At 65.9% G+C, this 23,047-nt stretch carries 21 protein-coding genes; 2 read left to right on the top strand and 19 right to left on the bottom strand.

The annotated features are described in order from the left end of the window. Positions 1–14: 14 nt before the first annotated feature. The 7 genes from LG306_RS04775 to LG306_RS04745 form a co-directional block, all read right to left on the bottom strand. Entirely contained in the window at positions 15–626 is a 612-nt protein-coding gene (locus tag LG306_RS04775; RefSeq protein WP_045811058.1) for a DUF1134 domain-containing protein, read from the bottom strand. Between the two features lie 125 nt (positions 627–751). Then, complete coding sequence (locus tag LG306_RS04770; RefSeq protein WP_404418656.1) at positions 752–2,092, bottom strand: APC family permease; 1,341 nt, start codon at positions 2,090–2,092, stop codon at positions 752–754. A 43-nt stretch (positions 2,093–2,135) separates the two neighbouring features. Continuing rightward, the gene (gene pheT, locus LG306_RS04765) at positions 2,136–4,574 is read right to left on the bottom strand and encodes a phenylalanine--tRNA ligase subunit beta (RefSeq protein WP_404418654.1); all 2,439 of its coding nucleotides are present in this window, start codon (positions 4,572–4,574) and stop codon (positions 2,136–2,138) included. Next, positions 4,571–4,975, bottom strand: coding sequence for a hypothetical protein (locus tag LG306_RS04760; RefSeq protein WP_404418652.1), 405 nt, complete (start codon positions 4,973–4,975; stop codon positions 4,571–4,573). Before LG306_RS04760 ends, pheT begins: the two co-directional genes overlap by 4 nt. Continuing rightward, positions 4,972–5,373 carry a hypothetical protein gene (locus LG306_RS04755; protein WP_404418650.1) on the bottom strand — a complete coding sequence of 134 codons (402 nt, stop codon included), beginning with the start codon at positions 5,371–5,373 and terminating at the stop codon, positions 4,972–4,974. The genes LG306_RS04760 and LG306_RS04755 overlap by 4 nt, the downstream gene beginning before the upstream one ends. A 4-nt stretch (positions 5,374–5,377) precedes the next feature. Continuing rightward, positions 5,378–6,454 (bottom strand): phenylalanine--tRNA ligase subunit alpha, encoded by a 1,077-nt coding sequence (gene pheS, locus LG306_RS04750; protein WP_055752755.1) that lies wholly within the window; start codon positions 6,452–6,454, stop codon positions 5,378–5,380. 176 nt (positions 6,455–6,630) lie between these two features. After that, positions 6,631–7,599, bottom strand: coding sequence for a polysaccharide deacetylase family protein (locus tag LG306_RS04745; RefSeq protein ID WP_404418647.1), 969 nt, complete (start codon positions 7,597–7,599; stop codon positions 6,631–6,633). A gap of 168 nt (positions 7,600–7,767) precedes the next feature. On the opposite strand from LG306_RS04745, the gene LG306_RS04740 reads away from it, so the two are divergent. Further along, the gene (locus LG306_RS04740) at positions 7,768–9,363 is read left to right on the top strand and encodes an ATP-binding protein (protein ID WP_404418645.1); all 1,596 of its coding nucleotides are present in this window, start codon (positions 7,768–7,770) and stop codon (positions 9,361–9,363) included. A 241-nt stretch (positions 9,364–9,604) separates the two neighbouring features. Here LG306_RS04740 and rplT read toward each other — a convergent pair whose 3' ends face one another. From rplT to LG306_RS04710, 6 genes are all read right to left on the bottom strand, one after another. Next, on the bottom strand, positions 9,605–9,958 hold the full coding sequence (gene rplT, locus LG306_RS04735; protein ID WP_017506327.1) for a 50S ribosomal protein L20: 354 nt from the start codon (positions 9,956–9,958) through the stop codon (positions 9,605–9,607). A gap of 55 nt (positions 9,959–10,013) precedes the next feature. Further along, on the bottom strand, positions 10,014–10,211 hold the full coding sequence (gene rpmI, locus LG306_RS04730) for a 50S ribosomal protein L35 (protein WP_003166435.1): 198 nt from the start codon (positions 10,209–10,211) through the stop codon (positions 10,014–10,016). Between the two features lie 163 nt (positions 10,212–10,374). Next, positions 10,375–11,661 (bottom strand): MFS transporter, encoded by a 1,287-nt coding sequence (locus LG306_RS04725; protein ID WP_404418642.1) that lies wholly within the window; start codon positions 11,659–11,661, stop codon positions 10,375–10,377. A 147-nt stretch (positions 11,662–11,808) separates the two neighbouring features. Further along, on the bottom strand, positions 11,809–13,665 hold the full coding sequence (locus tag LG306_RS04720) for an alpha/beta hydrolase family protein (protein ID WP_404418640.1): 1,857 nt from the start codon (positions 13,663–13,665) through the stop codon (positions 11,809–11,811). A 170-nt stretch (positions 13,666–13,835) separates the two neighbouring features. Beyond that, positions 13,836–14,357, bottom strand: coding sequence for a translation initiation factor IF-3 (gene infC / locus LG306_RS04715; RefSeq protein WP_026108595.1), 522 nt, complete (start codon positions 14,355–14,357; stop codon positions 13,836–13,838). Between the two features lie 125 nt (positions 14,358–14,482). Continuing rightward, a complete protein-coding gene (locus LG306_RS04710; protein WP_404418638.1) occupies positions 14,483–15,460 on the bottom strand; it encodes a glycosyltransferase family 9 protein in 978 nt (325 codons plus the stop codon). Positions 15,461–15,531: 71 nt separating this feature from the next. Here LG306_RS04710 and LG306_RS04705 point away from each other — a divergent pair, with 71 nt between their 5' ends. Further along, a complete protein-coding gene (locus tag LG306_RS04705) occupies positions 15,532–16,272 on the top strand; it encodes an alpha/beta fold hydrolase (protein ID WP_404418636.1) in 741 nt (246 codons plus the stop codon). A gap of 1 nt (position 16,273) precedes the next feature. Here the strand turns inward: LG306_RS04705 and aguB are convergent, their stop codons facing one another. The 6 genes from aguB to LG306_RS04675 form a co-directional block, all read right to left on the bottom strand. Continuing rightward, on the bottom strand, positions 16,274–17,137 hold the full coding sequence (gene aguB, locus LG306_RS04700) for an N-carbamoylputrescine amidase (RefSeq protein ID WP_404418634.1): 864 nt from the start codon (positions 17,135–17,137) through the stop codon (positions 16,274–16,276). Between the two features lie 45 nt (positions 17,138–17,182). After that, positions 17,183–17,557, bottom strand: coding sequence for a four helix bundle protein (locus LG306_RS04695; RefSeq protein WP_404418632.1), 375 nt, complete (start codon positions 17,555–17,557; stop codon positions 17,183–17,185). Between the two features lie 24 nt (positions 17,558–17,581). Continuing rightward, positions 17,582–18,601: an agmatine deiminase family protein gene (locus LG306_RS04690; RefSeq protein WP_404418630.1), complete on the bottom strand. Its 1,020-nt coding sequence runs from the start codon at positions 18,599–18,601 to the stop codon at positions 17,582–17,584. Between the two features lie 133 nt (positions 18,602–18,734). Then, positions 18,735–21,245, bottom strand: coding sequence for a TonB-dependent receptor (locus tag LG306_RS04685; protein WP_404418628.1), 2,511 nt, complete (start codon positions 21,243–21,245; stop codon positions 18,735–18,737). A 172-nt stretch (positions 21,246–21,417) separates the two neighbouring features. After that, positions 21,418–22,539, bottom strand: coding sequence for a capsular biosynthesis protein (locus LG306_RS04680; RefSeq protein ID WP_404418626.1), 1,122 nt, complete (start codon positions 22,537–22,539; stop codon positions 21,418–21,420). 239 nt (positions 22,540–22,778) lie between these two features. Then, positions 22,779–23,018, bottom strand: coding sequence for a hypothetical protein (locus tag LG306_RS04675; RefSeq protein WP_404418624.1), 240 nt, complete (start codon positions 23,016–23,018; stop codon positions 22,779–22,781). Between the last annotated feature and the right edge of the window lie 29 nt (positions 23,019–23,047).

Here is a 23,047-nt window from a genome sequence, read left to right as displayed (position 1 = left end):
CAAGCTTAGCGCGCTTAGAAGGGCAGCAGATTGCGTTGGCGGCTGTAGCTCATGGTGCCGACGTTGGCGCCCAGGCGCAGGCCGACGCCAGTGCGGATAGGGGCCAGGACGATGCCGTCGGCGCGCTGATAGTTCACGCCTAGGCCCGCGACCAGATAGGCCGAGCCCTCGATGCCGGGATAGCGGCGATAGATCATGTCGGGGTGGTACAGGCCATAGACCAGGGTGAAGACGCGGCTGGCGTTGCCGCCCCAGTCCCAGCCCACCGACGCGCCCTGCCAGAACACTTCCTGAGAGGCCGACAGGTCCTTCATGTGCAGGGCGCCGCGGCCGTAGCGCGCGCCGACGACCACGGCGCCGGAGCCTTCCTCGCCTGCGATATAGGCGGTCGGGCGGTCGCCCTGGTCGGCGAAGACGCGCTCGATCGCGCCGCCAACGACCTCGGCCGCGATGCCCAGCTCGCGCGAGCCGGCCGCCACCAGTTCATCGAAGCTGTAGGCCTGGGCCGTCTGGTCCGAGCGGATCGGATAATTGGGATCGCGCGGCGGCGCCGAGGCGCAGGCGCCCAGCGACGAGGCGCCGGCGGCGGTGGCGAGGCCCGAAAGGATCAGTTGGCGGCGATGCATGGAGGGCGCTCCGAAAGGCGACGAGAGGACGGCCGGCTGGCGCGCCGGTCTTGGCCTCACCGTCCCCGACCTTTGCGGCAGCCTTGCGGCTTCAAGGTTAACGGGATCTTACCGGGGGGTGCCGATCAGGCCGCAGCGCGCTTTCGCCGGACCAGCAGCCAGGCGATGCCGATAAGCAGCGCCAGCATTCCAAAGGCCTTGGCGGCCGTCAGCGGGTCCTCGACCACGAAGATCACGAAAAGGGTCGTATTGATCGTCAGGGCGATGATCGCCGGCAGGGGATAGAGCGGCATCTTCCACGGCCGTTCCAGATCCGGTTCGCGCACCCTCAGCACGATGACGGCGGCATTCACTAGCACGCTCATCAGCGCCAGCAGCGACGTCGAGAAGGTCAGAAGGGTCTCATAGACGCCGATCGTCGCCAGCAGCCCGCCGGCCAGCACGGTCGCGATCAGGGCCAGACGCGGCGTGCCGTTGGCGGCGACACGGGTGAGGGCCGAAATCTGATACTCGCGCGCCATGGCGAACAGGACGCGCGGAAACACCATGACCATCGCATTGATGATCGTCACCAGCGACACCAGAGAAATGGCCGTGACGATGGGGCCGGCGACATCGCCGAACACCCGACCGGCCGCATCCGCCGCGACAAGGTTCGAGCCGGCCATCTCGGCCGGCGTCAGGACGTTCAGATAGGCCAGGTTGGCCAGCACATAGATCACCGTCACCACGGCGATGCCCGAGAAGGTCGCCCGCGCGATGGTCCGGCCCGGATCGACGACCTCCTCGCAGAAATAGGAGGCGCTGTTCCAGCCGTAGTAGGTGCCTGAGATCGCCCGCAGGGCCATGACGATGCCGCCGAAGGTCAGGGCCGCCGCCGTCGCCGGCGCGATCTCGGTCGCGACGGGCGCGCCGCGCGGCGCCAGGAACAGGCCGATGATCAGCACGGTGAACAGGGCCGCCTTGACCGCGCTGCCGATCTCCTGCGACCGACCGCCGACCTTGGTGCCCAGCCATTGCACGCTGCCCACCACGACGACGATCAGCAGGGCGAGGACGCCGATGGGCACACTGGTCGCGACGCCTAACCGGTGCAGATATTCGCCAAAGACCACGGCGATGAAGGCGATGCCGCCCATATTGCCCAGCCAGTCGCAGACGCCGACGGCGAGGCCGGTCAACGACCCGAAGGCGCGCCGGGCGAAGATATAGGGGCCGCCCGTCTTGCGGATCGAGGCGGCCAGTTCGACGGTCGACATGGCGTCGATCCAGGCGACCAGACCCGCGACGCACCACAGGGCGATGATGATCGTGGGGTTCTGAACCCCCTCAGCGACCACGCCCGGCGTGCGCAGTATGCCCTGACCGATGACGCCGCCGACCACGACGGCGACGCCGAACGTCACGCCCAGGACGCGCAGCAGATGGCCGCGATCCGGTTGGGCCGCCTGAGGTTCCGTCGTCATCGCCTATGTCCCCCGCGCCGCCCGAAAGACGGCGCTGCGCCCCTCAAGCCCGCAGCTTGCCGCCCTGCTTTTCGACCGCTCCGACGACCTTGGCGGTCAGGGCCTCGATCTCGGCTTCGGTCAGCGTGGCTTCGCGCGGTTGAATCACGATCTCCAGGGCCACGGACTTGAAACCGTCGTCCACGCCCTTGCCGCGATAGACGTCGAAGACGCGGACGTCGGCGATCAGGGCCTTGTCGGCGCCCGTTGCGGCCCGGACCAGATCGCCTACCGGCTTGGCGTCTTCCACCACGAAGGCGAAGTCGCGCGTCAGGGGCATGAGGGCCGACAGATCGGCCGATCCGCGAGCCTTGCCGCTTTTGCCGCGCGGCTCGGGCACATTGTCCAGCACGATTTCGAACGCCAGCATGGGGCCGTCGGCGTCCAGCGCCTTCAACACGCGCGGATGCAGTTCGCCGAACTCGACCATCACATTCTTGGGGCCGAGTTGCAGCCGGGCCGAACGGCCAGGGTGCCACCAGTCGCGGTTCTGGCCTTGGGTCAGTTGCAGCGAGGCCACCGGGGCGCCGATCTCTTCCAGCAGGGTGGTCAGATCACCCTTGAGCGTGAACAGGGCGTCCTCACCGGCGCCGGCCCAGTGACGGGCGGCGTGCGGGGCGACCAGGGCGGCGATGACTGTGCGCTGATCCGCCGGACCGTCGCCCAGATAGATGGGGCCGATCTCGAACAGCGCGGCGTCGTCGAAACCGCGCGCGGCGTTGCGCGCCGCCGCCTGGACCAGGTTCGGCAGGGCCGAGGGCCGCATGCAATCCAGATCCGCCGCAATCGGGTTCTCCAGCACCAGCCGATCATCCCCGCCGCCAAACAGGGCTGCGGTCGATTGTTTGGTGAAGGACCAGGTGACGGCTTCGGCGTAACCAAGGGCCGCCAAGGCGCGACGCGCGGTGCGGACGCGGGCCTGGCGCGGGCTCAGCACGCCGCCGGCGGGGCGGGCGACCTCGGGCAGAGGCGTATCGGGCAGGCTGTCGAAGCCCTCGATCCTCGCAACCTCTTCCACCAGATCGGCCGGGCCTTCGACGTCGCGACGCCACGAGGGCGGAGTGACGAGCCAGGGCTCGGCCTGACCGGCCGGCGCGGCCTGAACCAGGAAACCGAGCTGGCCCAGGATGGTCCCGATCCGGTCATCGGCCAGGTCCATGCCGCTGAGGCGCTTCACATAGGCGGGGTCGAAGGCGAAGGGCGCCGGGCTCGCCGGCGGTTCGCCGACGAAGACGATGTCCGACGGCTCGCCGCCGCACAGGTCAAGGATCAGGCGCGTGGCCAGTTCCAGACCCGGCGTGACCGAGACCGGATCGACGCCGCGCGCGAACCGGTACTGGGCGTCGGAATGGATGCCCAGCGCACGGCCGGTCTGGGCGATGACCAGCGGGTCGAACCAGGCGCTTTCCAGGAAGACGTCCGTAGTGGTCTCGTCGCAGCCGGTCGATTCCCCGCCCATGACGCCGCCCAAGCCGATGGGGCGCTCGCCCCCGGCGTCGGCGATGACGCAGTCGGCTGCGGATGCGGCGTAGGTCTTGCCGTCCAGGGCGATCAGATGCTCGTGCTCGCCGCCTTCTATGTGAGCCGTCGCGGCCGAAACCTGCCCCGCCCGCACCACGATCTCGGTCCCCGACAGCTTGGCGACGTCGTAGACGTGTAGCGGGCGAGCGCGGTCATAGGCGATCAGATTGGTCACGTCGACCAGACGGTTGATCGAGCGCAGGCCGATGGCCGTCAGACGCTTCTGCAGCCAGGCTGGCGACGGGCCGTTCTTGACGCCGCGAATGACGCGACCGGCGAAGACCGGGCACATCTCGGGCGCTTCCAGCCGCACGGTGATCGGCGAGGGGAAGGCCCCGCGCACTACGGCGATGTCGAAATGCTTCAGCTTGCCCACGCTGGCGGCCGCCAGATCCCGCGCGATGCCGGCGACGCCCAGCCAGTCGGGTCGGTTCGGCGTAACCTCGAAATCGATGACCGGCTCTGCGCCGAACAGGCCGGCGACCGGCGTGCCGACGGGGATCTCCGGCGGCAGTTCCTGAATGCCGTCGCTCTCGTCCGACAGCTCGAGCTCGGAGGCCGAGCACAGCATGCCGTTCGACACCACGCCGCGCACCGGCTTCTCGACCAAGGTCACGCCCAGGCCCGGCACATAGGCGCCGATGGGGGCATAGATGGTGGTCAGGCCCGCCCGCGCGTTTGGCGCGCCGCAGACGATCTCCTTCATCCCGTCGACCGTGTCGACCTGGCAGACCTGCAGCCGGTCGGCGTTGGGATGCCGCTCGGCCGAGACGATCTTGGCCACGGTGAAGGGCGCCAGTTTGGCGGCGGGGTCGAGCACCTCCTCGACCTCCAGCCCGGCCATGGTCATGGCCTCGGCGATCTGATGGACGTCGGCCTCGGTCTCGAGGTGGTCCTTCAGCCAGGACAGGGTGAACTTCATTGCGGGGACATCGAAAGCGTGGGCACGGCGGCCATTTGGTCGATAAGCTCGTGCGAGCCGGTGAAGCCGACGTTGTAGAATTCGCAGCCGACGAAGCGGCAATCGCGCATCGGGATGGTGCCAAGCGCCTTGTCGCCGACGGGCCGCAGCAGAAGATTGCCCATCCCGCCACGGCTATCGCCGAAGTTGGTGTCCTCGAATGTCGTGCCGTCCGCGACCAGCACGATGGCCGGCCCTTGGAAGCGGCAGCCGGTGAAGGTGCGCCCCTGGATCAGGCCGGCCCCGTTCTTCGACGCCGCGACATACAGTTCATAGAGGATGATATCGACGTGCTCGAAGGTCGTTGCATTCAGGTCCGTCGGATCGATCACGGCGCGATTGATCGGCAGCAGGGATTTCATCGGTTCGCCCCGCCGTCGAGCATCGTCACAAGCTCATTCAGGAATGCGGCCTGGCCTGTAAAGCCGACGCGCAGGAAATGACAGTTGACGAAGGCGCAGTCCTTGAAGGCGATGACGCCCGTCACCTTCTGCGGCCCCATCGGCGTCAGCATCAGATTGCGGGCGTCGCCCATGGTGTCGCCCATGTTGCACCCATCGAACCGGCATCCGGACACCGGCAGCAGGACGGCCGGCCCCTCGAAGCGGCAATCGGTGAAGGTCTTGCCATCGATCACCGTCTCGCCGCGCTGAGCGGCTTCGATCACGAGCTGCGGCAGCCAGATGTAGCGCGAAACATACTGTGGCCCCGGCCCGATGATCGGCAGGGCCAGCGTGTCATCATTGAAGGTCATCGTCATGGGTTCAGCTCAGGCCCGAGGCCGGGTTGGGGGCGGCGAAGGCCGAGAAGCCGTAGTGGGACAGCCAGCGGGTGTCGGCGTCGAACATGGGGCGCAGGTCGGGCACGCCGTATTTCAGCATGGCCAGGCGATCCACGCCCATGCCGAAGGCGAAGCCCTGATACTCGTCCGGGTCGATGCCGCAGTTCTTCAGCACATTGGGATGCACCATCCCGCAGCCCAGGATTTCCAGCCAGTCGTCGCCGGTGTTGAACACCAGCTTGCCGCCCGAACGGTCGCAACGGATGTCCATCTCGGCCGAGGGCTCGGTGAAGGGGAAGTGGTGCGGACGGAAGCGCGCCTGAACCGCGTCCAGCTCGAAGAAGCGGGCGATGAAGGTCTGAAGCGTGGTCTTCAGGTGGCCCATGTGGATGTCGCGGTCGATCACCAGGCCTTCGATCTGGTGGAACATCGGCGTGTGTGTGGCGTCGGAGTCCTTACGGAAGGTGCGGCCCGGGGCGACGATGCGGATCGGCGGCTTCTGGCTCATCATGGTGCGGACCTGCACCGGCGAGGTGTGGGTGCGCAGCACCTTGCGCTCGCCCGTTTCGGGGTCCGGCTTTAGGAAGAAGGTGTCGTGCATTTCCCGCGCCGGGTGTTTGGGCGGGAAGTTCAGGGCGGTGAAGTTGTGGAAGTCGTCCTCGATGTCCGGCCCTTCGGCCACGGCGAAGCCCATTTCGGCGAACAGGGCGATCATCTCGTCCATCACCTGCATGGTCGGATGGACCCCGCCCTTCCTGCGCGGACGCGCCGGCAAGGTCAGGTCGATGCGTTCTGACAGCAGCCGGGCGTCCAGTTCGGCGGCTTCCAGCGCGGTCTTCTTCGCGGCGATGGCGGCGGCGACGCGGTCACGCAGGCCGTTGATCATCGGCCCCTGTTCGCGGCGTTCGTCGGGGCTCATGGCGCCCATGCCCTTCAGCAGGCCGGAGACGGAGCCGGACTTGCCCAGGGCGGCGACGCGCACCTCTTCCAGGGCGGCGACGGTTTCCGCGCCGCCGATGGCGTTGATCAGGTCGAGTTCGAGTGTGGCGAGATCGGTCATTTGCCCCGTGCCTTAGAGCATGATCGGTTCGGACGGAACCGCCTCGCGGTTCCGACAGGAGCGTGAATCATGCTCACGGTGAAAATAAGGGCCGGATTCACGGCATCAGCGAAATCGCGAAGCGATTTCCCTTCAGCCGATCAGGCCCTGACGGGTGGAAGCCGTTTCGTCACCCTTCAAGGCGCCGATGCGATGGCCTGAAGTTCCGACGCCGGCGCCTTGTTGGCCGCAACGATCCAGGCGGGCGGTTCGGGCTCCCAGCGGATGGGCCGGCCGTCGGTCCGCATCCAGCGGTGCAACCACGAGATTCCGTTGGCGCGGACATAGGTGTCGGGGTGCTGATAGATCGGATCGGCCAGCGCCTCTTCCAGCGGCACGAAGCGATAGCCGCGCGCCAGATACAGGGCGTGGATCTGCGGATACCAGGCCTGGTTCAGGCTGTTGGCGTGCAGCAGCAGGACCTGCGCCGGTTCACGCCCGCCCGCCACATCGGCGCTGTAGGGTTCGAAGAAGTCCAGCACCGTCGCCATATGCGCCACATAGGCCTGACCGATGCGCTGCATCAGCGCCTGGTCGCCCATCTGCTCGGCCTTGCGATAGACGTCGGCGAACATCCAGTCGTTGTTGTCGAGGGTCACAGGCGCGACCGTATAGCCGCGCTGGGCCAGGCCGGCGGCGATGGCGTCGTGCTTTTCCTGCGTCTCGCCGGTGAACAGATAGGGGTGGCGGAACCAACGCAGGGTCTTGCCACGCGCCTCAAGCGCCTGCCGAACGATCGGCGCCCCAGCATCCACATCGGCCAGATAGGCCTCGACCGTCGTCGAGTGAATGTTCAGATGGGTATTGGTGTGGTTGCCCAGGTCCAGACCAGCGTCCAGCCAGACGTTCAGCACGCGCGGCAGGATCGTGGCGCCCTCGCACACCTTGCCCGCATTGACGAAGGCTGTGCCGTGCGTATCCAGCGGCTTCAGCATGGCGACGAAATCCTGGGTGATCGTCATCAGGCGCGCCGGATCGCACAGGGTCGCCGCATCCGTTTGGAACGGCAGGTCGTCGAAGGTCACGGCGACGCGTCGGTCCTGCGCGGCGGCGGGAGTGAAAAGAACGAGGGCCGCAACCAGGCCGCAGATCAGGGTGCGCATCATGCGGCGAGGCTATCGAAGTCGCGTGCGCGAGGGAATATCGCTCGCAGTCCGGACTTTCCATCCGCCTACGGATCGACTGTCGAAAACCCGCCGCGAAAGGTTCATGAACGGCAAAGCTGGCGTTAAATATCACCGTCTAATCAGGCGTCCGGACTTGCGAGGACCTTGATGCCGCTGATCGGTGATTTCGTCGACTTGATCGCGCCCGTGGCCCCGTCCACGCCGGGCGCGGATGTGTTCGAACGGTTCCAGACCGAGCCGAACACCCTGGCCCTGGCCGTCGTCGACGAAGATGGCCGCCCCCTCGGCATCATCGAACGTAACGCCTTCACCCTGAGGATGGCGGCCGAGTTCGGACGCGCCCTTTATGCCCGAAAGCCCGCCGAAAGCCTGATGGACCGCAATGCGCCGGTGGCGGAGGCGGCGACAAGCGCCGAGGCCTTCTTCCACGCCTACGACGCGGCTGAACTGGGCGCCCTGCTGACGGGCTTCATCGTGGTGGCGGGCGGCCGCTACGTCGGCGTCGGCACGGCGCTGCAGGTGGTGCAGGCAGGCGCGGCCCTGCACCGCCAGCGGGCAGAGGAAATGAGCGCCCTGGCTCGCGACCTGGCGCTCGCCGAGGCCGAGGCCGTCGCCTCCAGCCGGGCCAAGTCCGAGTTTCTGGCGGTGATGAGCCACGAGATTCGCACGCCCCTGAACGGCGTGCTGGGCGTCGCGGCCTTGATGGACAAGAAGCTGGAGCAGGAAGAGCTGCGCCCCTACGTCCGCACCGTCATCGATTCGGGCCAGAGCCTTCTGCGGTTGCTGACCGACGCGCTGGACATGTCGCGCGCCTCGGCCGGCATGCTGACGCTGGAGGAGGAGCCGCTGGACCTGTCGGCAGTCGCCTTCGACATCGACGCCCTGTGGCGCGCGCGGGCCGAGGAAAAGGCCCTGGCCCTGACCATCCGCACCGACCTGGCCGTTTCTTGCGTTCAGGCCGACGGGATGCGGCTGAAGCAGTTGCTGAACAACCTGATCGGCAATGCGCTGAAGTTCACCCTGACGGGCGAGGTCGTCGCCCTGATCGAAAGCCACGCCGACGGCGAGGTGATCTTCACCGTGGACGACAGCGGCCCCGGCGTGCCCGAGGCGGCGGCCGCGACCATCTTCGACCCGTTCAACACCGGAAAGGCCGGGCGGGAGGGCGCGGGCGCGGGCCTGGGGCTGGCCATCTGTCGACAGATCGCCGAACGGATGGGCGGCGCGATCTCGCTGGGCGCCTCGCCCCAGGGCGGCGCGCGCTTTCAGGTGCGCCTGCCGCTGCGCGTCGCGACCGAGGCCCCCGCGCCCGCCCCCGCCATGGCCGAGCCGACGCCGCACGACACCCTGCATGTGCTGGTGGTGGACGACAACGCCACCAACCGCTTCGTCGCCGGCAAGCTGCTGGAGATGTTTGGCTGCACCTGCGAGATGGCCGAGAACGGGCGCGAGGCGGTGGACGCTGTAATGGCCCGTCCGTTCGACCTGGCCCTGATGGACATCAAGATGCCGGTGATGGACGGCGTCGCCGCGACGCGGGCTATCCGCGCCCTGCCCGGTCCGGCCGGCGCCTTGCCGATCCTGGCCCTGACGGCGAACGCCGACGAGCGCGACGAGCTGGACTATATCGCCGCCGGCATGAACGGCGTGGCGCAAAAGCCGATCCAGCCCGACGCCCTGCTGAACGCCATCCGGCGGATCATGAGCGTTGTCGAAACCACCCCGGCGCAACAGGCCGCTTAAGCGTCGTCATTCCGGGGCTTCCGCAGGACGAACCCGGAACCCAGGAGACCATTTCGCGCCGCCCCACGCGTCCAACAGCGCGACAGCCCCTGGCTTCCGGATTCCTCGCTCCGCTCAGCCCCGGAATGACGCCGAAAAGCTGCGCTCCAAAACGAAGAACGCCCGCCCCGGAAACCGGAGCGGGCGTCATTCTTAGTGCGCTACGCTCGCGACGCGGTCGCTCGCGGCTTGAGCACAGCTCTTACGCCAGGGCGGCGCGGACCTTGTCGGCGACGGCCTTGAAGCCGGTGGCGTCGGCGGCGATCGCGGCCAGAACCTTGCGGTCCAGTTCGATGCCGGCCTTGTTCAGGCCGTTGATGAACTGGCTGTAGGTGAAGCCTTCCAGACGGGCGGCGGCGTTGATGCGCTGGATCCACAGGGCGCGGAAGTTGCGCTTCTTGGCGCGACGGTCGCGATAGGCGTATTGCCCGGCGCGGTCGACGGCGGCCTTGGCCGTACGGATGGTATTCTTGCGGCGGCCGGAGAAGCCCTTGGCCTGCTCCAGAACCTTCTTGTGCTTGGCGTGCGAGGTTACGCCACGTTTAACGCGAGCCATGTCGCTATTCCTTCAAATTCTTTGGGATGGAGATCAGTCGTACAGCGCGCGCCGATCAGGCGTACGGCATGTAGGATTTGATCTTCTTGGCGTCGGCGTCGGCCATGACCGAGGTGCCGCGGTTCTGGCGGATGTATTTCGAGTTGTGGCTGATCAAGCGGTGACGCTTGCCCGCAACGCCGGCCTTAACCTTGCCAGTGGCCGTGAATTTGAAGCGCTTCTTGGCGCCCGACTTCGTCTTCAGTTTCGGCATTTCAGTCTCCTTTTTGAGGGGGCTACCGCTCTTCGAGCTACTTGAGCCCGTCGTGCGGTGTTTCCTCAGAGTTTAAGAACCGCCCAGGCATGCCTGTTCGCCTGGCGGTTCGGTACGCGAAGGCGCGGCTTCTACGTGAAGAGCGCCGCCATTGCAAGACGAGTCAGGCCGGGGCTTTGACGCCGCCCTCGCTGCTGCGAATGACGCGCCCGGCGTTGATCGCCATCAGGGCCGCCGGGAGGGTCAGCAGCGCCCCGATCACGAAGGGCCAGTCATGCCCCAACCCCGAAAACAGCGCGCCCGCGATCATCGGCCCGAAGATGCGCGCCACCGAGCTTGAAGCCATGTTCAGACCCAGCATGGCCCCCTGCCGATCAGGCGGCGAGGCGCGGCTGATCATGGCCGAGATATTGGGCATGGCCAGCGACATGCCGCACGCGCCGATCGCCATCACGATCGGGATGATCCAGCCCTGGACGACCGGGATCGTCAGGGCGCCCAGCTCAAGCCGCGTCGCGGGAAACCACGCGACCGGCGCCAGCACCTGCAACACCAGCGATGCGCCAAACAGCAGCATGCCGGTGGCCAGCACGCGCGATTCGCCGAAACGCCGCGCCAGCCGCCCGGCGAAGAACCCCTGGTTCAGCGTCGAGACGATGCCCACGATCATGAAGCTGAGCCCCACCTCGCGCGCGCCCCATTGATAGCGGCTCTCGGACCACAGGCCGAACACGCTCTCCATCGCCGAAAACCCGGCCATATAGATCAGGGTCACGACCAGCACGCGCGACACCACCGCGTTGTCGCGCGCAGCCTTCAGGCCCGCCAGGAAGGCCGGACGCGGCGCGGCGGGATCGGCCTTGGCCCGGCTCTCGCGCAGGAAGACGACCACGCCGACCGCCGCGATCGCCGCCAACGCCGCCGCCAGGAAGATCGGCAGCTGATAGCCCAGTCGTCCCAGCTGCGGCTGCGTCAGCAATCCACCCAAGCCCGGCCCGACAATGAAGCCCAAGCCGAACGCGGCCCCGATCAAACCCATTCGCCCGGCCCTCTGCTCGGGCGGAGTCACATCGGCGACATACCCCTGAACCGTCGAGATATTGCCCGCGCCCAGGCCGGTGAACAGCCTGACCGCGATCGCTAGCCAGATGTTGGGCACGAAGGCCAGCATCAGATAACCCAGCGCATTGGCGATCAAGGTCATCAACAGCACGGGCTTTCGCCCGATCCGATCCGACAACCGCCCCCAGAACGGCTCGGCGAAGAACTGACCCAGCGAATAGGCCGAGAACATCAGCGTGACCTGCCACGCCTCGGCCTTCAGGCTCTGGGCGAAGAACGGCAGCAACGGCACCACGAGCCCAAACCCGACCAGATTGATGAACACCGTCGCGAACAGCACGGCCAACGCCGGTGTCTTGAGCTTGGGCGTCGGCGTGTTTGCGGTCATGGCGAAGCCTTAGCGCGACGCCGGCGGTTGGAGAAGCGCGTCGCCGCTGTGGTCAACTCGCGGGGTTGTGCGCCTGAAGGAACCGCAGGGTCTCTTGAAGCATCTGCAGTCGGGTGTCGGCGCGTGAAAGCCAGTGATCCTCGCCTTTCAGTCGATGAACTCGACCGGTTTGCCCGCTCGTTGCAGCGCGTCGGCCATGACGCGACTCTGTTCGATCGGGACGACGGTGTCGTCGCGCCCATGGAGCAGCAGCAGGGGACCGGCGCTGGCCTGGGCCAGATAGGCCGGCGACAGCTGGTCCAGACCACGATCGTTCAAGCGCTCGGCCCCCATGAACCGGTTCCAGTAGCGGACGGTCTGGCTGTCGCGACGGTCCTCCTGGCGCGCCTCCCAATTGACCATTCGGCGAAGGTCCGAAACCCCCGCTACGGCCACGCCGCAACGATAGACCCCCGCGTCCAGGGTCATGCCCGCCATGGCCGCATAGCCGCCATAGCTGGCGCCGACGATGCAGACGCGCTCGGGGTCGATGACGCCTTCGGAGGCCAGCCAGCGAACGCCGTCCGACAGATCCGTCTGCATCTTGCGCCCCCATTCGCCATAGCCCGCCTCCAAAAAGCTGCGGCCGTAGCCTGTGGAGCCGCGGAAATTCGCCTGGAGCACCGCATAGCCGCGCGAGGCCAGGGCCTGGGCCCACCAGTCGAAGCCCGCCACGTCCTGAGACGCCGGACCGCCATGGGCCAGCACGATGAGAGGCAACGCCTTGGGCGTCTCCACGCCAGGCGGGACCGTCAAATAGGCGGGAATCTCCAGGCCGTCGGCCGCCTTATAGGTCGCCATCCTTGTCGCGCCGACCCGGTCGGACGGGATCGTCGGATAGGGTTCGGCCAAAATCTCCGCCACGCCGCGGCGGAAGTCGATCAGTTGATAGACCCCGGCCTCGCCCTGATCCGTGAAGACCACGGCCTGGTTCAGCGCGTCGTTCCACGACATCAGCTTCGGCCGCTTTCCGGCGAAGGCGCGCTCGATCGCGGCCCAGCGACGGGCCGCTTCCGCGTCGATGAACTCATAGTGGATCCCGTCGTCCTCGGTCCGCCCAGCGCCGATCAACAGATGGGTGACGGGATGATGGACCAGAAAGTCGGGATGGTGCTTGAACGGCAGGGGGCGCCAATCGCCGCTATCCACGTCCACCTCGAACAGCAGGTCCAGGGTTTCCGCTTCGGGGTCCGCCGGCGCCAGATCGGGCCGGTCCGCCCCGATGACGATGGACCGCGGCGTGCGCCCCAGTCCGAAGAAGGCCGGGGTGTCTATCGGCGCCTCCACCGACCAGGCGTCGCGGAAAAAGCTCCCCTGTTTGAGCTTCAGCGTCCACTGTTTGCTGCGCTCGACATAGCGGCCCATGGCGATCACGTCGCCAGACGGATCCTGCACGAAGTCTTCGATCTCTCGGTCCATTCCCCTCACGGGTCGACCGCGTCCGGTGGTCAGGTTGATGGCGTGCAGATCGATTTGATTGGTGGTCAGATTGACGCCTCGCGCATAAAGAGTGGCATCATCGCCCGTCCGGCGGATCGAAGCGGGGCCGTACAGCACGGCCAGCACGTCTGGCGTCCGGTTCAGAACCTGAACCATCCTTTTCGTTTGAAGATCAAGAATTTGACCAAAGTAGAGCTCCGACTTCGGCACGCCCAGGGAGGCGATGCTCTGCGTGCGGGAGGTGACGACCAACACCTTGTCCTCCCCGATCCAGCGCAGATCGCGAACCTTGACGTCGCCCACGTCGGCGACGAACAGAATCCCGCCGCTCATATCCGTGACGGCCAGAGCCCGGATTTCGTCTGCGACAGTGATGCGGGCCAAGCGCTCGCCGCTCGGCGACAGCTCCAGATATTCGATCGCCGGCAAGGCCCCATAGGCCTGCAGCGGCGGCGCTTCCAGAGACGACGCCTCTGCTCGACCCGCCGCAACCGCCCCGCCCCCGCATAAGGCCGTAGAGACCATTACGGCGGCCGCCCACACTCCCCACCTGAACGCCAAGCCTGCCCTCCCCCGAAGCCAGCTGCCTTTTCACGGACTTATAGCTCTGGTTGCAAGCCCTCTGCGCTCAAGGCGCAAAACAAAACGCCCCGGTCGCGGGACCGGGGCGTTTCGTATTCAGCAATGGATCGCGATCAGCGCGGGGCCAGGATCATGATCATCTGGCGACCTTCCATCTTAGGCGCGAACTCGACCTTGGCGATTTCGTCGAAATCGGCCTGGACCTTGTTCAGCAGCTTCATGCCCAGTTCGGGGTGCGCCATTTCGCGACCGCGGAAGCGCAGGGTGACCTTGACCTTGTCGCCTTCGTCGAAGAAGCGGTGCATGGCCTTGGCCTTCACCTCGTAGTCGTGGGTGTCGATGTTCGGACGGAGTTTGATCTCCTTCAGCTCTACGACCTTCTGGCGCTTGCGCTGCTCGGCCTTCTTCTTCTGTTCCTGGAAACGGTGCTTGCCGTAATCGAGGATCTTGGCCACCGGCGGCTCGGAGGTGGAGACGATCTCGACCAGGTCCATCCCGGCTTCCTCGGCGGCTTCCAGAGCAGCGGAGGTGGGCATGACGCCCTGTTTTTCGCCGTTCTGGTCGATGAGCAGAACGCGAGGGGCGCGGATATCCTGGTTCATACGCGGCCCGTCTTTCACGGGTGGCGCTTGCATGGGACGGCGAATGGGCGTCGTTTCCTTATGTGGTCAGAGAAGGCGTATGTCGTGATGAGCGAATGCACGCGGCGATCGCCACGTTCCCCTCAAGGCCGGCAATATGCGCCGCGAGCCCCGATTTTTCAAGGGTTGGCAGGCGTTTCGACGATGTAGGCGTCATGCAGCGCCAGCACCGCGTCGAAGACGTGATCCACCGTCAGGTCTTCGATCGGCGCAAACTGGCCGCGCGTCTCGTTGGACGCCGCCGTGCGCGCCTTGGCCCCCCAGGGACCGTACAGCCACCACTCCGTCGGACCGAACAGACCCAGGGTCGGCCGGCCCAGCGCCGCCGACACGTGCATCAGACCCGAATCGTTGCCAACGAACAGATCGGCCCGGTCGATGGCGGCGGCCGAGGCCAGGATGTCGCCCTTGCCGACGAAATCGATGCCGCGCCCTCCTTGCTCAGAATGGCCCGCCGCCTCCAAAGCCGGCGTCGCCGGGGGCCGGTCGCCCGGCCCGCCCACCGGCATGAAGCGCCAGCCATCAAAGCGCGGCTCGGCTTTCAGCTTCTCGACCAGCGCGCCCCAACGATCGGCAGGCCAGCTCTTGCCCGGCTGATGCGCGATAGGGGCCAGGGCGATGATCGGGCCGGGACCCGCGCCGCCCGCCAGCTGCGGATCGATCACGGCGGCGGCCTCGGCCCGCGCCTGATCGTCCAGGAAGATTTCGGGATCCAGCGGCGTCGGCGAACCCATCAGGCGCGACACCATCTCGACCTTGCGCAGGCCCGTCTCCCACGAGCGGTTATAGACGATGCGCCGCTTCGCCGGGATCAGATAGCTAAGCGCCGAACCCCGGATGTCAATCACCAGGTCCCAGCGCGTGCCGACGACCTGTTTCCACAGATCGAGCCAGTGGCCGGACAGCTTCTTCTTGTCGAGCACGATGGTGCGCACCACGCCGGGCGCCTTGCGGAAGAAGGGCGCGGGCGGCCGGCCGCAGGCGACGGTGATCTCGGCCCCCGGGACCTGACGCGCGATCTCTCGGATCACGCCCGACGAGATGACGCAGTCGCCGATGCGGTTGGAGGTGACGAACAGGACCTGGGGTGCGGACATGGGTCTGTGTTCCGCCATCGCGCGTCGCGGTCAAGGGTGACGACGGCGGAAAGTCCGGGCAGAACGGCGCCATGACCGACATCCAGCATCTGTCCCGCCCCGATGGCGAAACCCTGGCCTTCAAACGCGTCGACGGCGACGGCCCGATCGTGATCTGGGTCGGCGGCTTTCGTTCGGACATGGAGGGGACCAAGGCCCTGGCCCTGGACGCCGTCGCGCGCGAACGCGGCTGGAACTTCGTCCGCTACGACCATTTCGCCCATGGCCAGTCCACCGGCGACTGGAGACAGGCCACCATCGGGCGCTGGCGCGAGGACGCCGTCGCCCTGATCGACAGCCTGTCCGGCCCGGTCATTCCGGTCGGCTCCTCGATGGGCGGCTGGGTCTCGCTGCTGGCGACCCTGGCGCGGCCTGACCGGATCAAGGGCCTGGTCCTGGTCAATCCGGCCCAGGATTTCACCGAACGGCTGATGTGGCCCGGCCTGGCGGACCACGAGCGTCAGGCCATCCTGCGCGAGGGCGAAACCCTGATCGTCGAGGAAGGTCTGGGCGAATATGTCCTGACGCGGCGCATGTTCGAAGAGGCGCGCGACTGGCTGCTGCTGGACGGCGTGATCGACATCGCCGCCCCGGTTCACGTCCTGCAAGGTCGCGCCGACGACGTCGTGCCGTGGCGCCATCAGGTCGAACTGGTCGAACGGCTGAGGGGCGGCGATGTACGCCTGGATCTGATCGAGGGCGGCGATCACCGGCTTTCGACGCCCGCGGACCTCGACCGACTGGTCGCAGCGGTCGAGGCGATGCGGGGCTAGATCAGCCCTTACCCGCCAGCGCCCCGTACAGATCCGTCCGTCGATCGCGGAAGAAGCCCCAGGCCGCGCGGTATTTGTCCAGCTCGTCCAGGTCGAAGCGGTGCACCAGCACCCCCTCCTCCTCGGCGCCCAGTTGCTCGACCAGTTCGCCCTGTTGGTCGGCGATGAAGGAATGGCCGTAGAAGGTCTGGCCGACCTCGGTCACGCGCTCGTGACCGATCCGGTTGGCGCCGACGACCGGCACGGCGTTAGACACCGCATGCCCCTGCATGGCGCGCCGCCAGGGCTCGGCCGTGTGCAGGGTCGCATCATGCGGCTCGGTGCCGATGGCGGTCGGATACATCAGGACGTCGGCGCCCATCAGCATCATCGCCCGTGCCGCTTCCGGGAACCACTGGTCCCAGCAGATGCCAACCCCGACCTTGCCGAAGCGCGTCTTCCAGACCTTGAAGCCGGTGTCGCCCGGCCGGAAATAGTATTTTTCCTGATAGCCGGGGCCGTCAGGGATATGGCTCTTGCGATAGACGCCCAGCGCCTCGCCGTCCGCATCCAGCATGACCAGCGAGTTGTAATATTGCGGCCCGTCCTTCTCGAAGATGGAGACCGGTATGGCCACGCCCAGCTCCTTGGCCACCGGCGCCATGGCCACAACACACGGATGTTCGCGCCACTCATAGGCGTGGCTGAACCAGTGCTCTTCCTGCGAGACGCAGAAATACGGCCCCTGGAACAGCTCCGACGGCAGGATCACCTGGGCGCCCCGCCCCGCCGCCTCGCGCACGAAGGCGATGGTCTTGTCGATATTGGCCTGCATGTCCTCGCCATACGAGGTCTGGATGCCGGCGACGGTGATGTTGCGGGTCATGCTGGGCTCCGGGTGAAGAGTGCTAGTGAGCAAGGGGTGAGCCGCTCAGCGGCGTTCGTTGAGTGATTTCAGCAGACCGGTCGTCATTCGGCTCAGTTCGAAAAGATCATCGATTATCGCACGGAACGGCGGCTCTTCGATGTACCCGAGACGGCGCGCGATGATCAGCAGAGTCTCCAGCTCCGCCAAGGAACCCCGCGCGATGCCGACAAAGTGCATGAATTCTCCGGGCGACCTGCGGCCTGCTCCTTCAGCGATGTTCGCCGGCACGGAAACAGCCGCTCGACGTACCTGACTGACGAGGCCGTACTGCTCCGACTTCGGCCAATCGGCCGTCGTCCGATAGAGCGTCTCGGTCATATCCAAGGCGATCTGCCAGACCTTGAGATCACGATGACTGCGGGGCGCGCTGTCGCTCACCCCTTGCTCACTAGCACTCGTCACTCAAGCCGGCTCCTGCTGGGAGATGCAGTGGAACGAGCCGCCGCCGGTCAGGATGGCGTTGGACGGCAGCGGGATGATCTCGCGATCGGGGAAGACGTGCTTCAACGCCTGACAGGCCATGTCGGCGGCGCGCGCATCGCCATAGGTGGGAACGATCACCGCGCCGTTGGCGATTAGGAAGTTCATGTGGCTGGCCGGGATCGGGCGTTCGTCCTCGTCCAGCACTAGGCCCGGCGACGGGATTCGCACGACCTTCAGCCGACGGCCCGCGGCATCGGTCACGGCGGCCAGATCGCGCGCCGTCGCGTCATAGACGTCGGCGTTGACGTCGTTCGTCCCCCAGGCGACCGGGCAGGCGACCACGCCCGGCGCGACGAACCGCGCCAGATTATCGACGTGCCCGTCGGTGTGGTCGTTCAGCAGACCGTCGCCGAGCCACACCACCACCTTGGCGCCGACCGCCTTCTCCAGCGCCGCCGCCGCGACGGCCTCATCCTGGTTCCAGGCGGGATTGCGGTTCGGGTTCAGCAGGCACTGGCGCGTGGTCAGGACGGTCCCCTCCCCGTCGTGATCCAGCGACCCGCCCTCCATGACAAAGTCGTTCCAGGTCAGGGGCACGCCCGCATGTCGGCCGATCTGGCCGGCGACCAGGTCGTCGCCCGGCATGTCGTATTTCCCGCCCCAGCCGTTGAACTTGAAGGCGGCGGCCGTTTTGGATCCCGCGCCGAAGATCGGCCCGGTGTCGCGCAGCCAGACGTCGCCGAACTCGCCGGGCACGACCTCGACATTGGCCACACCCGCAAAGCGCGCCTGGGCGTCGGCCAGAACATCGGCCTTGCCGACCATCAGCTTGACCTGCTCGCGACCCGGACCGGCCAAGGCCCGCACCAGCCCTTCGACCTCGTCTTGCGCCTGCTCCAGCGCCTCGAACCAATATTCCGCATGGCTGGGCCAGCCCACCCACATGGCGCGGTGCGGCGCCCATTCGGCGGGGATGGCGGCAGCAGTCGGATCGGTCATGCGGGCGTCCTCAAGAAGGGCCGAACTGGGAGCCGCGCCATATGGCCCCAAGCGCCCCCGACTTCAACGTCAGCCACGAAAAAGGGCGGCCCGCGAACGGACCGCCCCTCGTCGTTTCAGTCTGGCTTAAGCCTCAGAAGGCGTAGCGCACGCTGGCCATAACCGTCCGCGGAGCGGCGATGTTGGCGAACGGGCGGCTGTAGCCGGCGCCGCCGACGACCGAAGACGTCGTCGAACCCAACGAACCGTAATAGCGCTCGTCAAACAGGTTGATCACGTTGAACTGCAGGTAGGTGCCTTGCAGGCCCAGCGGCGCGAAGTCGAAGCGGGCGTCCAGATCGACGACCGTATAGGCATCGACCTTCTGGTCGTTGACGTCGGTGACCCAACGCTCGCCGACATATTTGCCCTGGATCGCCGCAGAGAAGACCGGGTTGAAGTCGTAGGCGATGCGCAGGCCCAGGGTTTCCTTCGGCGTCTCGACAACTTCCTTGCCCTTGGTCAAGGCGACCAGGGTGGAGGAGATGTTGACGTTGTCCTTCAGCTCGCTTTCCAGCAGCGACAGCGAAGCGAAGATGCTCAGCTTGTCGGTCGGCTCCCAGCCCAGCGAACCGTCGAAGCCGTAAGATTCCACCGCGCCCACGTTACGATCGACGTTGAAGCCCAGGTCCTGATCGTACGAGGAGACGATGCGGTTCTGGTAATCGGTGTGCCAGACGGCGGCCGAGGCGATCAGGCTGGAGGTCTGATAGCGATAGCCCAGATCGAAGGTCTTAGTGGTTTCAGGCTGGACGTTCGGGTTGCCGATCGATCCATCGGCCAGACGCGTGACGGCATACAAGCTGTCGGTGCGCGGTGCCGAGATGCCTTCGGCATAAGACGCATAGACCATGTGGTCGCCGCCGAAGCGATAGGTGGCGCCGACGTTCGGCAGGATGTCGTCATACTTCACCTCGCGCGAGTAAGGCGCGATATACTGGGTCGTGCCCGTCGAGGCGAAGGTGACGTTGCCGTTAGCTAGGGTGGCGTTCGGCGTCTCGCTAGTGCAGCGCACGCTCGTCGAACCGTTCTGCGAATAGCAGTACTGGTTCAGCTCGCGTTTGAAGAAGGGCGCGCGCACGCCGATGTTGATGCGCAGGGCCTTGTCCAGGAAGTCGCCGCGATACTCGAAGGCGGCTTGGTTCAGCTCGGCGTACGACAGACGGTCGCGAGCGCGCAGATAGTATCCGTCCAGATTGACGATCCGGTTGTTCTTGTCGTCCAGACCGCCGAACTCATCGGCGAAGCGCGGGTTGGCCGGGTCGCTGAAATCGATGAAGCCGTAGGCGCCCGTCTGACGGTGACGCCCGTAGTCCAGCGTGTAGGCGGCGCGCAACTGGTGATCGTCGTTGATGTTCCAGATCAGCGAGCTGTTGATGCCGTAGCGATAGGTGTTGGTGTTCGACGGCGTCATGACGCGGACGGTGTCCAGGGTATCGCCGTCGCCGTTCAGGTCGATGCCGCCGGTGGTGCGCGTGCCGCGGATCAACGCGTTGGTTTCCGTCAGCGTGGTTTGCTGACCACCGCCGTTGGCTTGGGTGTACTGGAACGACGGATCGAAGGTGAAGGTCAGACCTTCAGCCAGCGTGAACTTCGAGTTCAGGCGGACATTGCCCGTGTCCGACGGGTTAATGCGAAGACCATAGTAGGCCGCAGCCGAGGTGCTGGACGTGTTGGTGTCGATATCGGCCAGACCGTTGCGGAAAGTGGGGGCCGTATAGTTGGTGCTGTAGTCGATATTCCAGCCGAACGGGCTGGTTTCGACTTCCGCCGGCGTCACGACGCCGAGCGCCGACGTCGATTCAAGGCTCGGGCTATAGTACGAGAAGTTGCGATTCTCGTTGTAGTGAGCCGACAACGCCACGAAGTCGCCGTTCGAACCGATGGGCTGATAGATACGCATGTTGTACTGCGTCTTCTTCAGGTCGCCCTGGCCTTTGAACTTGTCATATTCCTGGTGCGAGACGGCGAACCAGGCCGAGGTCCCCCAAGGACCCACTTGGCCGGTATCGACCAGCGCCATGATGCGCTTATAGTCGAAGTCGCCGAGCGAGCCCTGGATCCAGCCGCCGAAGTCCGCAGCCGGACGACGCGAGGTATAGTTGATGGTGCCGCCGGTCGCCGAAGCGGTGGGGCTGTCGACGTCGGTCGTACCGGTGTTGACCGAGGCGCGCTCGATCAGTTCCGGGTCCAGCTGTTGGTTGGTGTAGCTGGCGTAGTTGCCGGTGTCGTTCAGCGGAATGCCGTCGAAGGTCAGCGAAACGCGGTTGCCGTCGAAGCCACGCAGACGGATGTTGCCGCCCGACGAGCCATACGGGTCGTTGTTTGTGAAGTTCAGTCCGGGCGTCAGGTTCAGCGTCTGGACGATGGTCTGACCGGCGGCCTGGGTCGAGATGAACTCCTGGGTGACGGTCGAGCGCGTCTTGCCTGCTGTTTCGGCTACGATGGTGCCGTCGGTGGTGCGGGGACCGCGCGTGCCGGTGACGACCACTTCCTGCACTTCCGTCGCTTCGGTGCCGGTCGATTGGGCGGAGGCGGCGCCGGCGAAGGCCAGCGAGCCGGCTAGGGCGGTGGTCGCCCAGATCAGGCTTTTGCGAGAAATCATTACATCTATCCCCAGATGGACGGCGCCAATGGCCTTTTGGCGGCAGACGTCCATCGCCTGTCGCAATCCAGCCCCCTCTAGGGCGCATGTTGAAACCTTGGGCGACAGTTATGTAACAGCAATATGACAGCGCCAGAGGGTGGTCTGGGCGCCACACCCTACGGCGGCTGGGCTAGGCTGACGCCCGCTCAAACACGTCGGCTATGCCGTTCGCCGTCGGCATTATGGCATGCGGCTCGTGATAGTTGCCGTTGACCTGGCTCTGGGCGATCACATGCGCGCGGAAACGCGTGAACAGGGCGCTGTCGGGAGCCTCCGGCGTCTGCCAAAAGGCATCCAGCGGCTTTTGGTCCGTCAGGCCTTCGAAGTTAAAGAAGGCGTCGCCCAGAACCTTGACCGGCGTGTGGAAGCCGAGCGCAGAAAGCGCAGCGCTGGAGTTGTTGACGACCATGCCCAGCGACGCGCGGCACAGGGCGGCCAAATTGCCGCCGTCAATGAAATCGACACGTCCCGCCAAGCCATGCTCCCGAGCAAGCCGCATCGTGATTGCGCGAAGATTGACTAGGCCCGGATCCAGCGGATGGTTTTTGATCACCAGCCGCATCTCAGGTGACGCGTTTGCGGCGAAGCTGGAGATGACGGCCGTCAGGAAGGCGCGATTGTCGGCGTATCGAGAATAGCGCAGCAGCTGCGCATCGCCCTCCCGCTGCAGGCAGGCGATGAAGAACTCGCCTCTGTCACGAATGATGTCGGCGTCGCAATTCTCCGGCCGACGGAAGGCCAGGCTGACGTAGCGTCGGATATGGCCCAGGCACTGTTTCAGCGGTGAGAACACATAGGGCGCTGTATAGTTTGGGAAGAACGCTTTTCCCGCCACCTGCACCGTATGATAGGCGCTGATATTGGCGACATGGTGCGGCAGGATTTTTCCGACTGCGACAGGCTCGGGCAGTCGCGGCGCCGGATCCGGATATCCGTCTCGAAAGCGCGGAAGGGCGCTGGACCCGTTGACGCCGTTGCGCTCGACCGTGACCCAGTCAGGGCGGAAATAGCCGTTCTCCAGAACCCAGACGCGAGCCTTCAGGCTTTCCGAGGCGGCCAGTACCGCGCGATTGTAGGCGCCAGCCTCGCCAAAGACGATGATGTCGCTGAAACCGGCCAGGATTCGGAACAGATCGTCACTCCACGATTTCGCCGTCTCCTTGAATACTATACCGCCTGGTCTGCGCCAGTTCATCGCATCGCCGGCGTTGAAGATCATGCGGTTGACGACCGCCCCGCGCGATTCGAGCACCGAGGCCAGTGCGGCTCCGAACGATCCGAAGGGGGCGGAGACGATCAGGAAGCGGCGACCCGATAGCGCGTGCCGCCCGCCCTGTCGTGTCGCGGGAAATGCAGAGATTACCGTTGTCTGGGCAGGCGCCGCTGAGCGCAATCGCAGAGAAACCCCCGGCCGCACGTCATCTGCCCTTAAGCGATAACGGCGACGACGTCGCGCCGACAGAACTCGAGAAGACGAACGCACGTCCACCATCACGCCCACCGGTACAATGACGGAACAGAAGCCGCTTCGGCGCGGCCGGTGCAACCGAAGAGTTTATCGACAAAGCGCATCACCGCCCTTTTGTCGCGACCACCTTTTGCGATCAATCGAAAACGCCCAGAGTTCGGAAATTTTGAAACGTGGCGCTTTAAGCGTTGTTTTTTAGCATCAAAACCGCCGCCGCCCGGAGGACGGCGACGGCCTGATGTCTTTGCAACGTCGACTTCCATGCGTCGCAGGTCGCCGGCTGGGTCAGCCC

It is taken from the genome of Brevundimonas vesicularis, from assembly GCF_044807075.1.
In the GTDB taxonomy this organism is placed as follows: domain Bacteria; phylum Pseudomonadota; class Alphaproteobacteria; order Caulobacterales; family Caulobacteraceae; genus Brevundimonas; species Brevundimonas vesicularis_G.
The sequence above is the reverse complement of the archived record's forward strand: the minus strand, read 5'-3'. Positions and strand labels throughout refer to the sequence as shown.

Coding starts and splice junctions, on each gene's coding strand:
- LG306_RS04775 (WP_045811058.1), bottom strand. CDS start 626: ATGCATCGCCGCCAACTGATCCTTTCGGGCCTCGCCACCGCCGCCGGC.
- LG306_RS04770 (WP_404418656.1), bottom strand. CDS start 2,092: ATGACGACGGAACCTCAGGCGGCCCAACCGGATCGCGGCCATCTGCTG.
- pheT (WP_404418654.1), bottom strand. CDS start 4,574: ATGAAGTTCACCCTGTCCTGGCTGAAGGACCACCTCGAGACCGAGGCC.
- LG306_RS04760 (WP_404418652.1), bottom strand. CDS start 4,975: ATGAAATCCCTGCTGCCGATCAATCGCGCCGTGATCGATCCGACGGAC.
- LG306_RS04755 (WP_404418650.1), bottom strand. CDS start 5,373: ATGACGATGACCTTCAATGATGACACGCTGGCCCTGCCGATCATCGGG.
- pheS (WP_055752755.1), bottom strand. CDS start 6,454: ATGACCGATCTCGCCACACTCGAACTCGACCTGATCAACGCCATCGGC.
- LG306_RS04745 (WP_404418647.1), bottom strand. CDS start 7,599: ATGATGCGCACCCTGATCTGCGGCCTGGTTGCGGCCCTCGTTCTTTTC.
- LG306_RS04740 (WP_404418645.1), top strand. CDS start 7,768: ATGCCGCTGATCGGTGATTTCGTCGACTTGATCGCGCCCGTGGCCCCG.
- rplT (WP_017506327.1), bottom strand. CDS start 9,958: ATGGCTCGCGTTAAACGTGGCGTAACCTCGCACGCCAAGCACAAGAAG.
- rpmI (WP_003166435.1), bottom strand. CDS start 10,211: ATGCCGAAACTGAAGACGAAGTCGGGCGCCAAGAAGCGCTTCAAATTC.
- LG306_RS04725 (WP_404418642.1), bottom strand. CDS start 11,661: ATGACCGCAAACACGCCGACGCCCAAGCTCAAGACACCGGCGTTGGCC.
- LG306_RS04720 (WP_404418640.1), bottom strand. CDS start 13,665: ATGGTCTCTACGGCCTTATGCGGGGGCGGGGCGGTTGCGGCGGGTCGA.
- infC (WP_026108595.1), bottom strand. CDS start 14,357: ATGCAAGCGCCACCCGTGAAAGACGGGCCGCGTATGAACCAGGATATC.
- LG306_RS04710 (WP_404418638.1), bottom strand. CDS start 15,460: ATGTCCGCACCCCAGGTCCTGTTCGTCACCTCCAACCGCATCGGCGAC.
- LG306_RS04705 (WP_404418636.1), top strand. CDS start 15,532: ATGACCGACATCCAGCATCTGTCCCGCCCCGATGGCGAAACCCTGGCC.
- aguB (WP_404418634.1), bottom strand. CDS start 17,137: ATGACCCGCAACATCACCGTCGCCGGCATCCAGACCTCGTATGGCGAG.
- LG306_RS04690 (WP_404418630.1), bottom strand. CDS start 18,601: ATGACCGATCCGACTGCTGCCGCCATCCCCGCCGAATGGGCGCCGCAC.
- LG306_RS04685 (WP_404418628.1), bottom strand. CDS start 21,245: ATGATTTCTCGCAAAAGCCTGATCTGGGCGACCACCGCCCTAGCCGGC.
- LG306_RS04675 (WP_404418624.1), bottom strand. CDS start 23,018: ATGGAAGTCGACGTTGCAAAGACATCAGGCCGTCGCCGTCCTCCGGGC.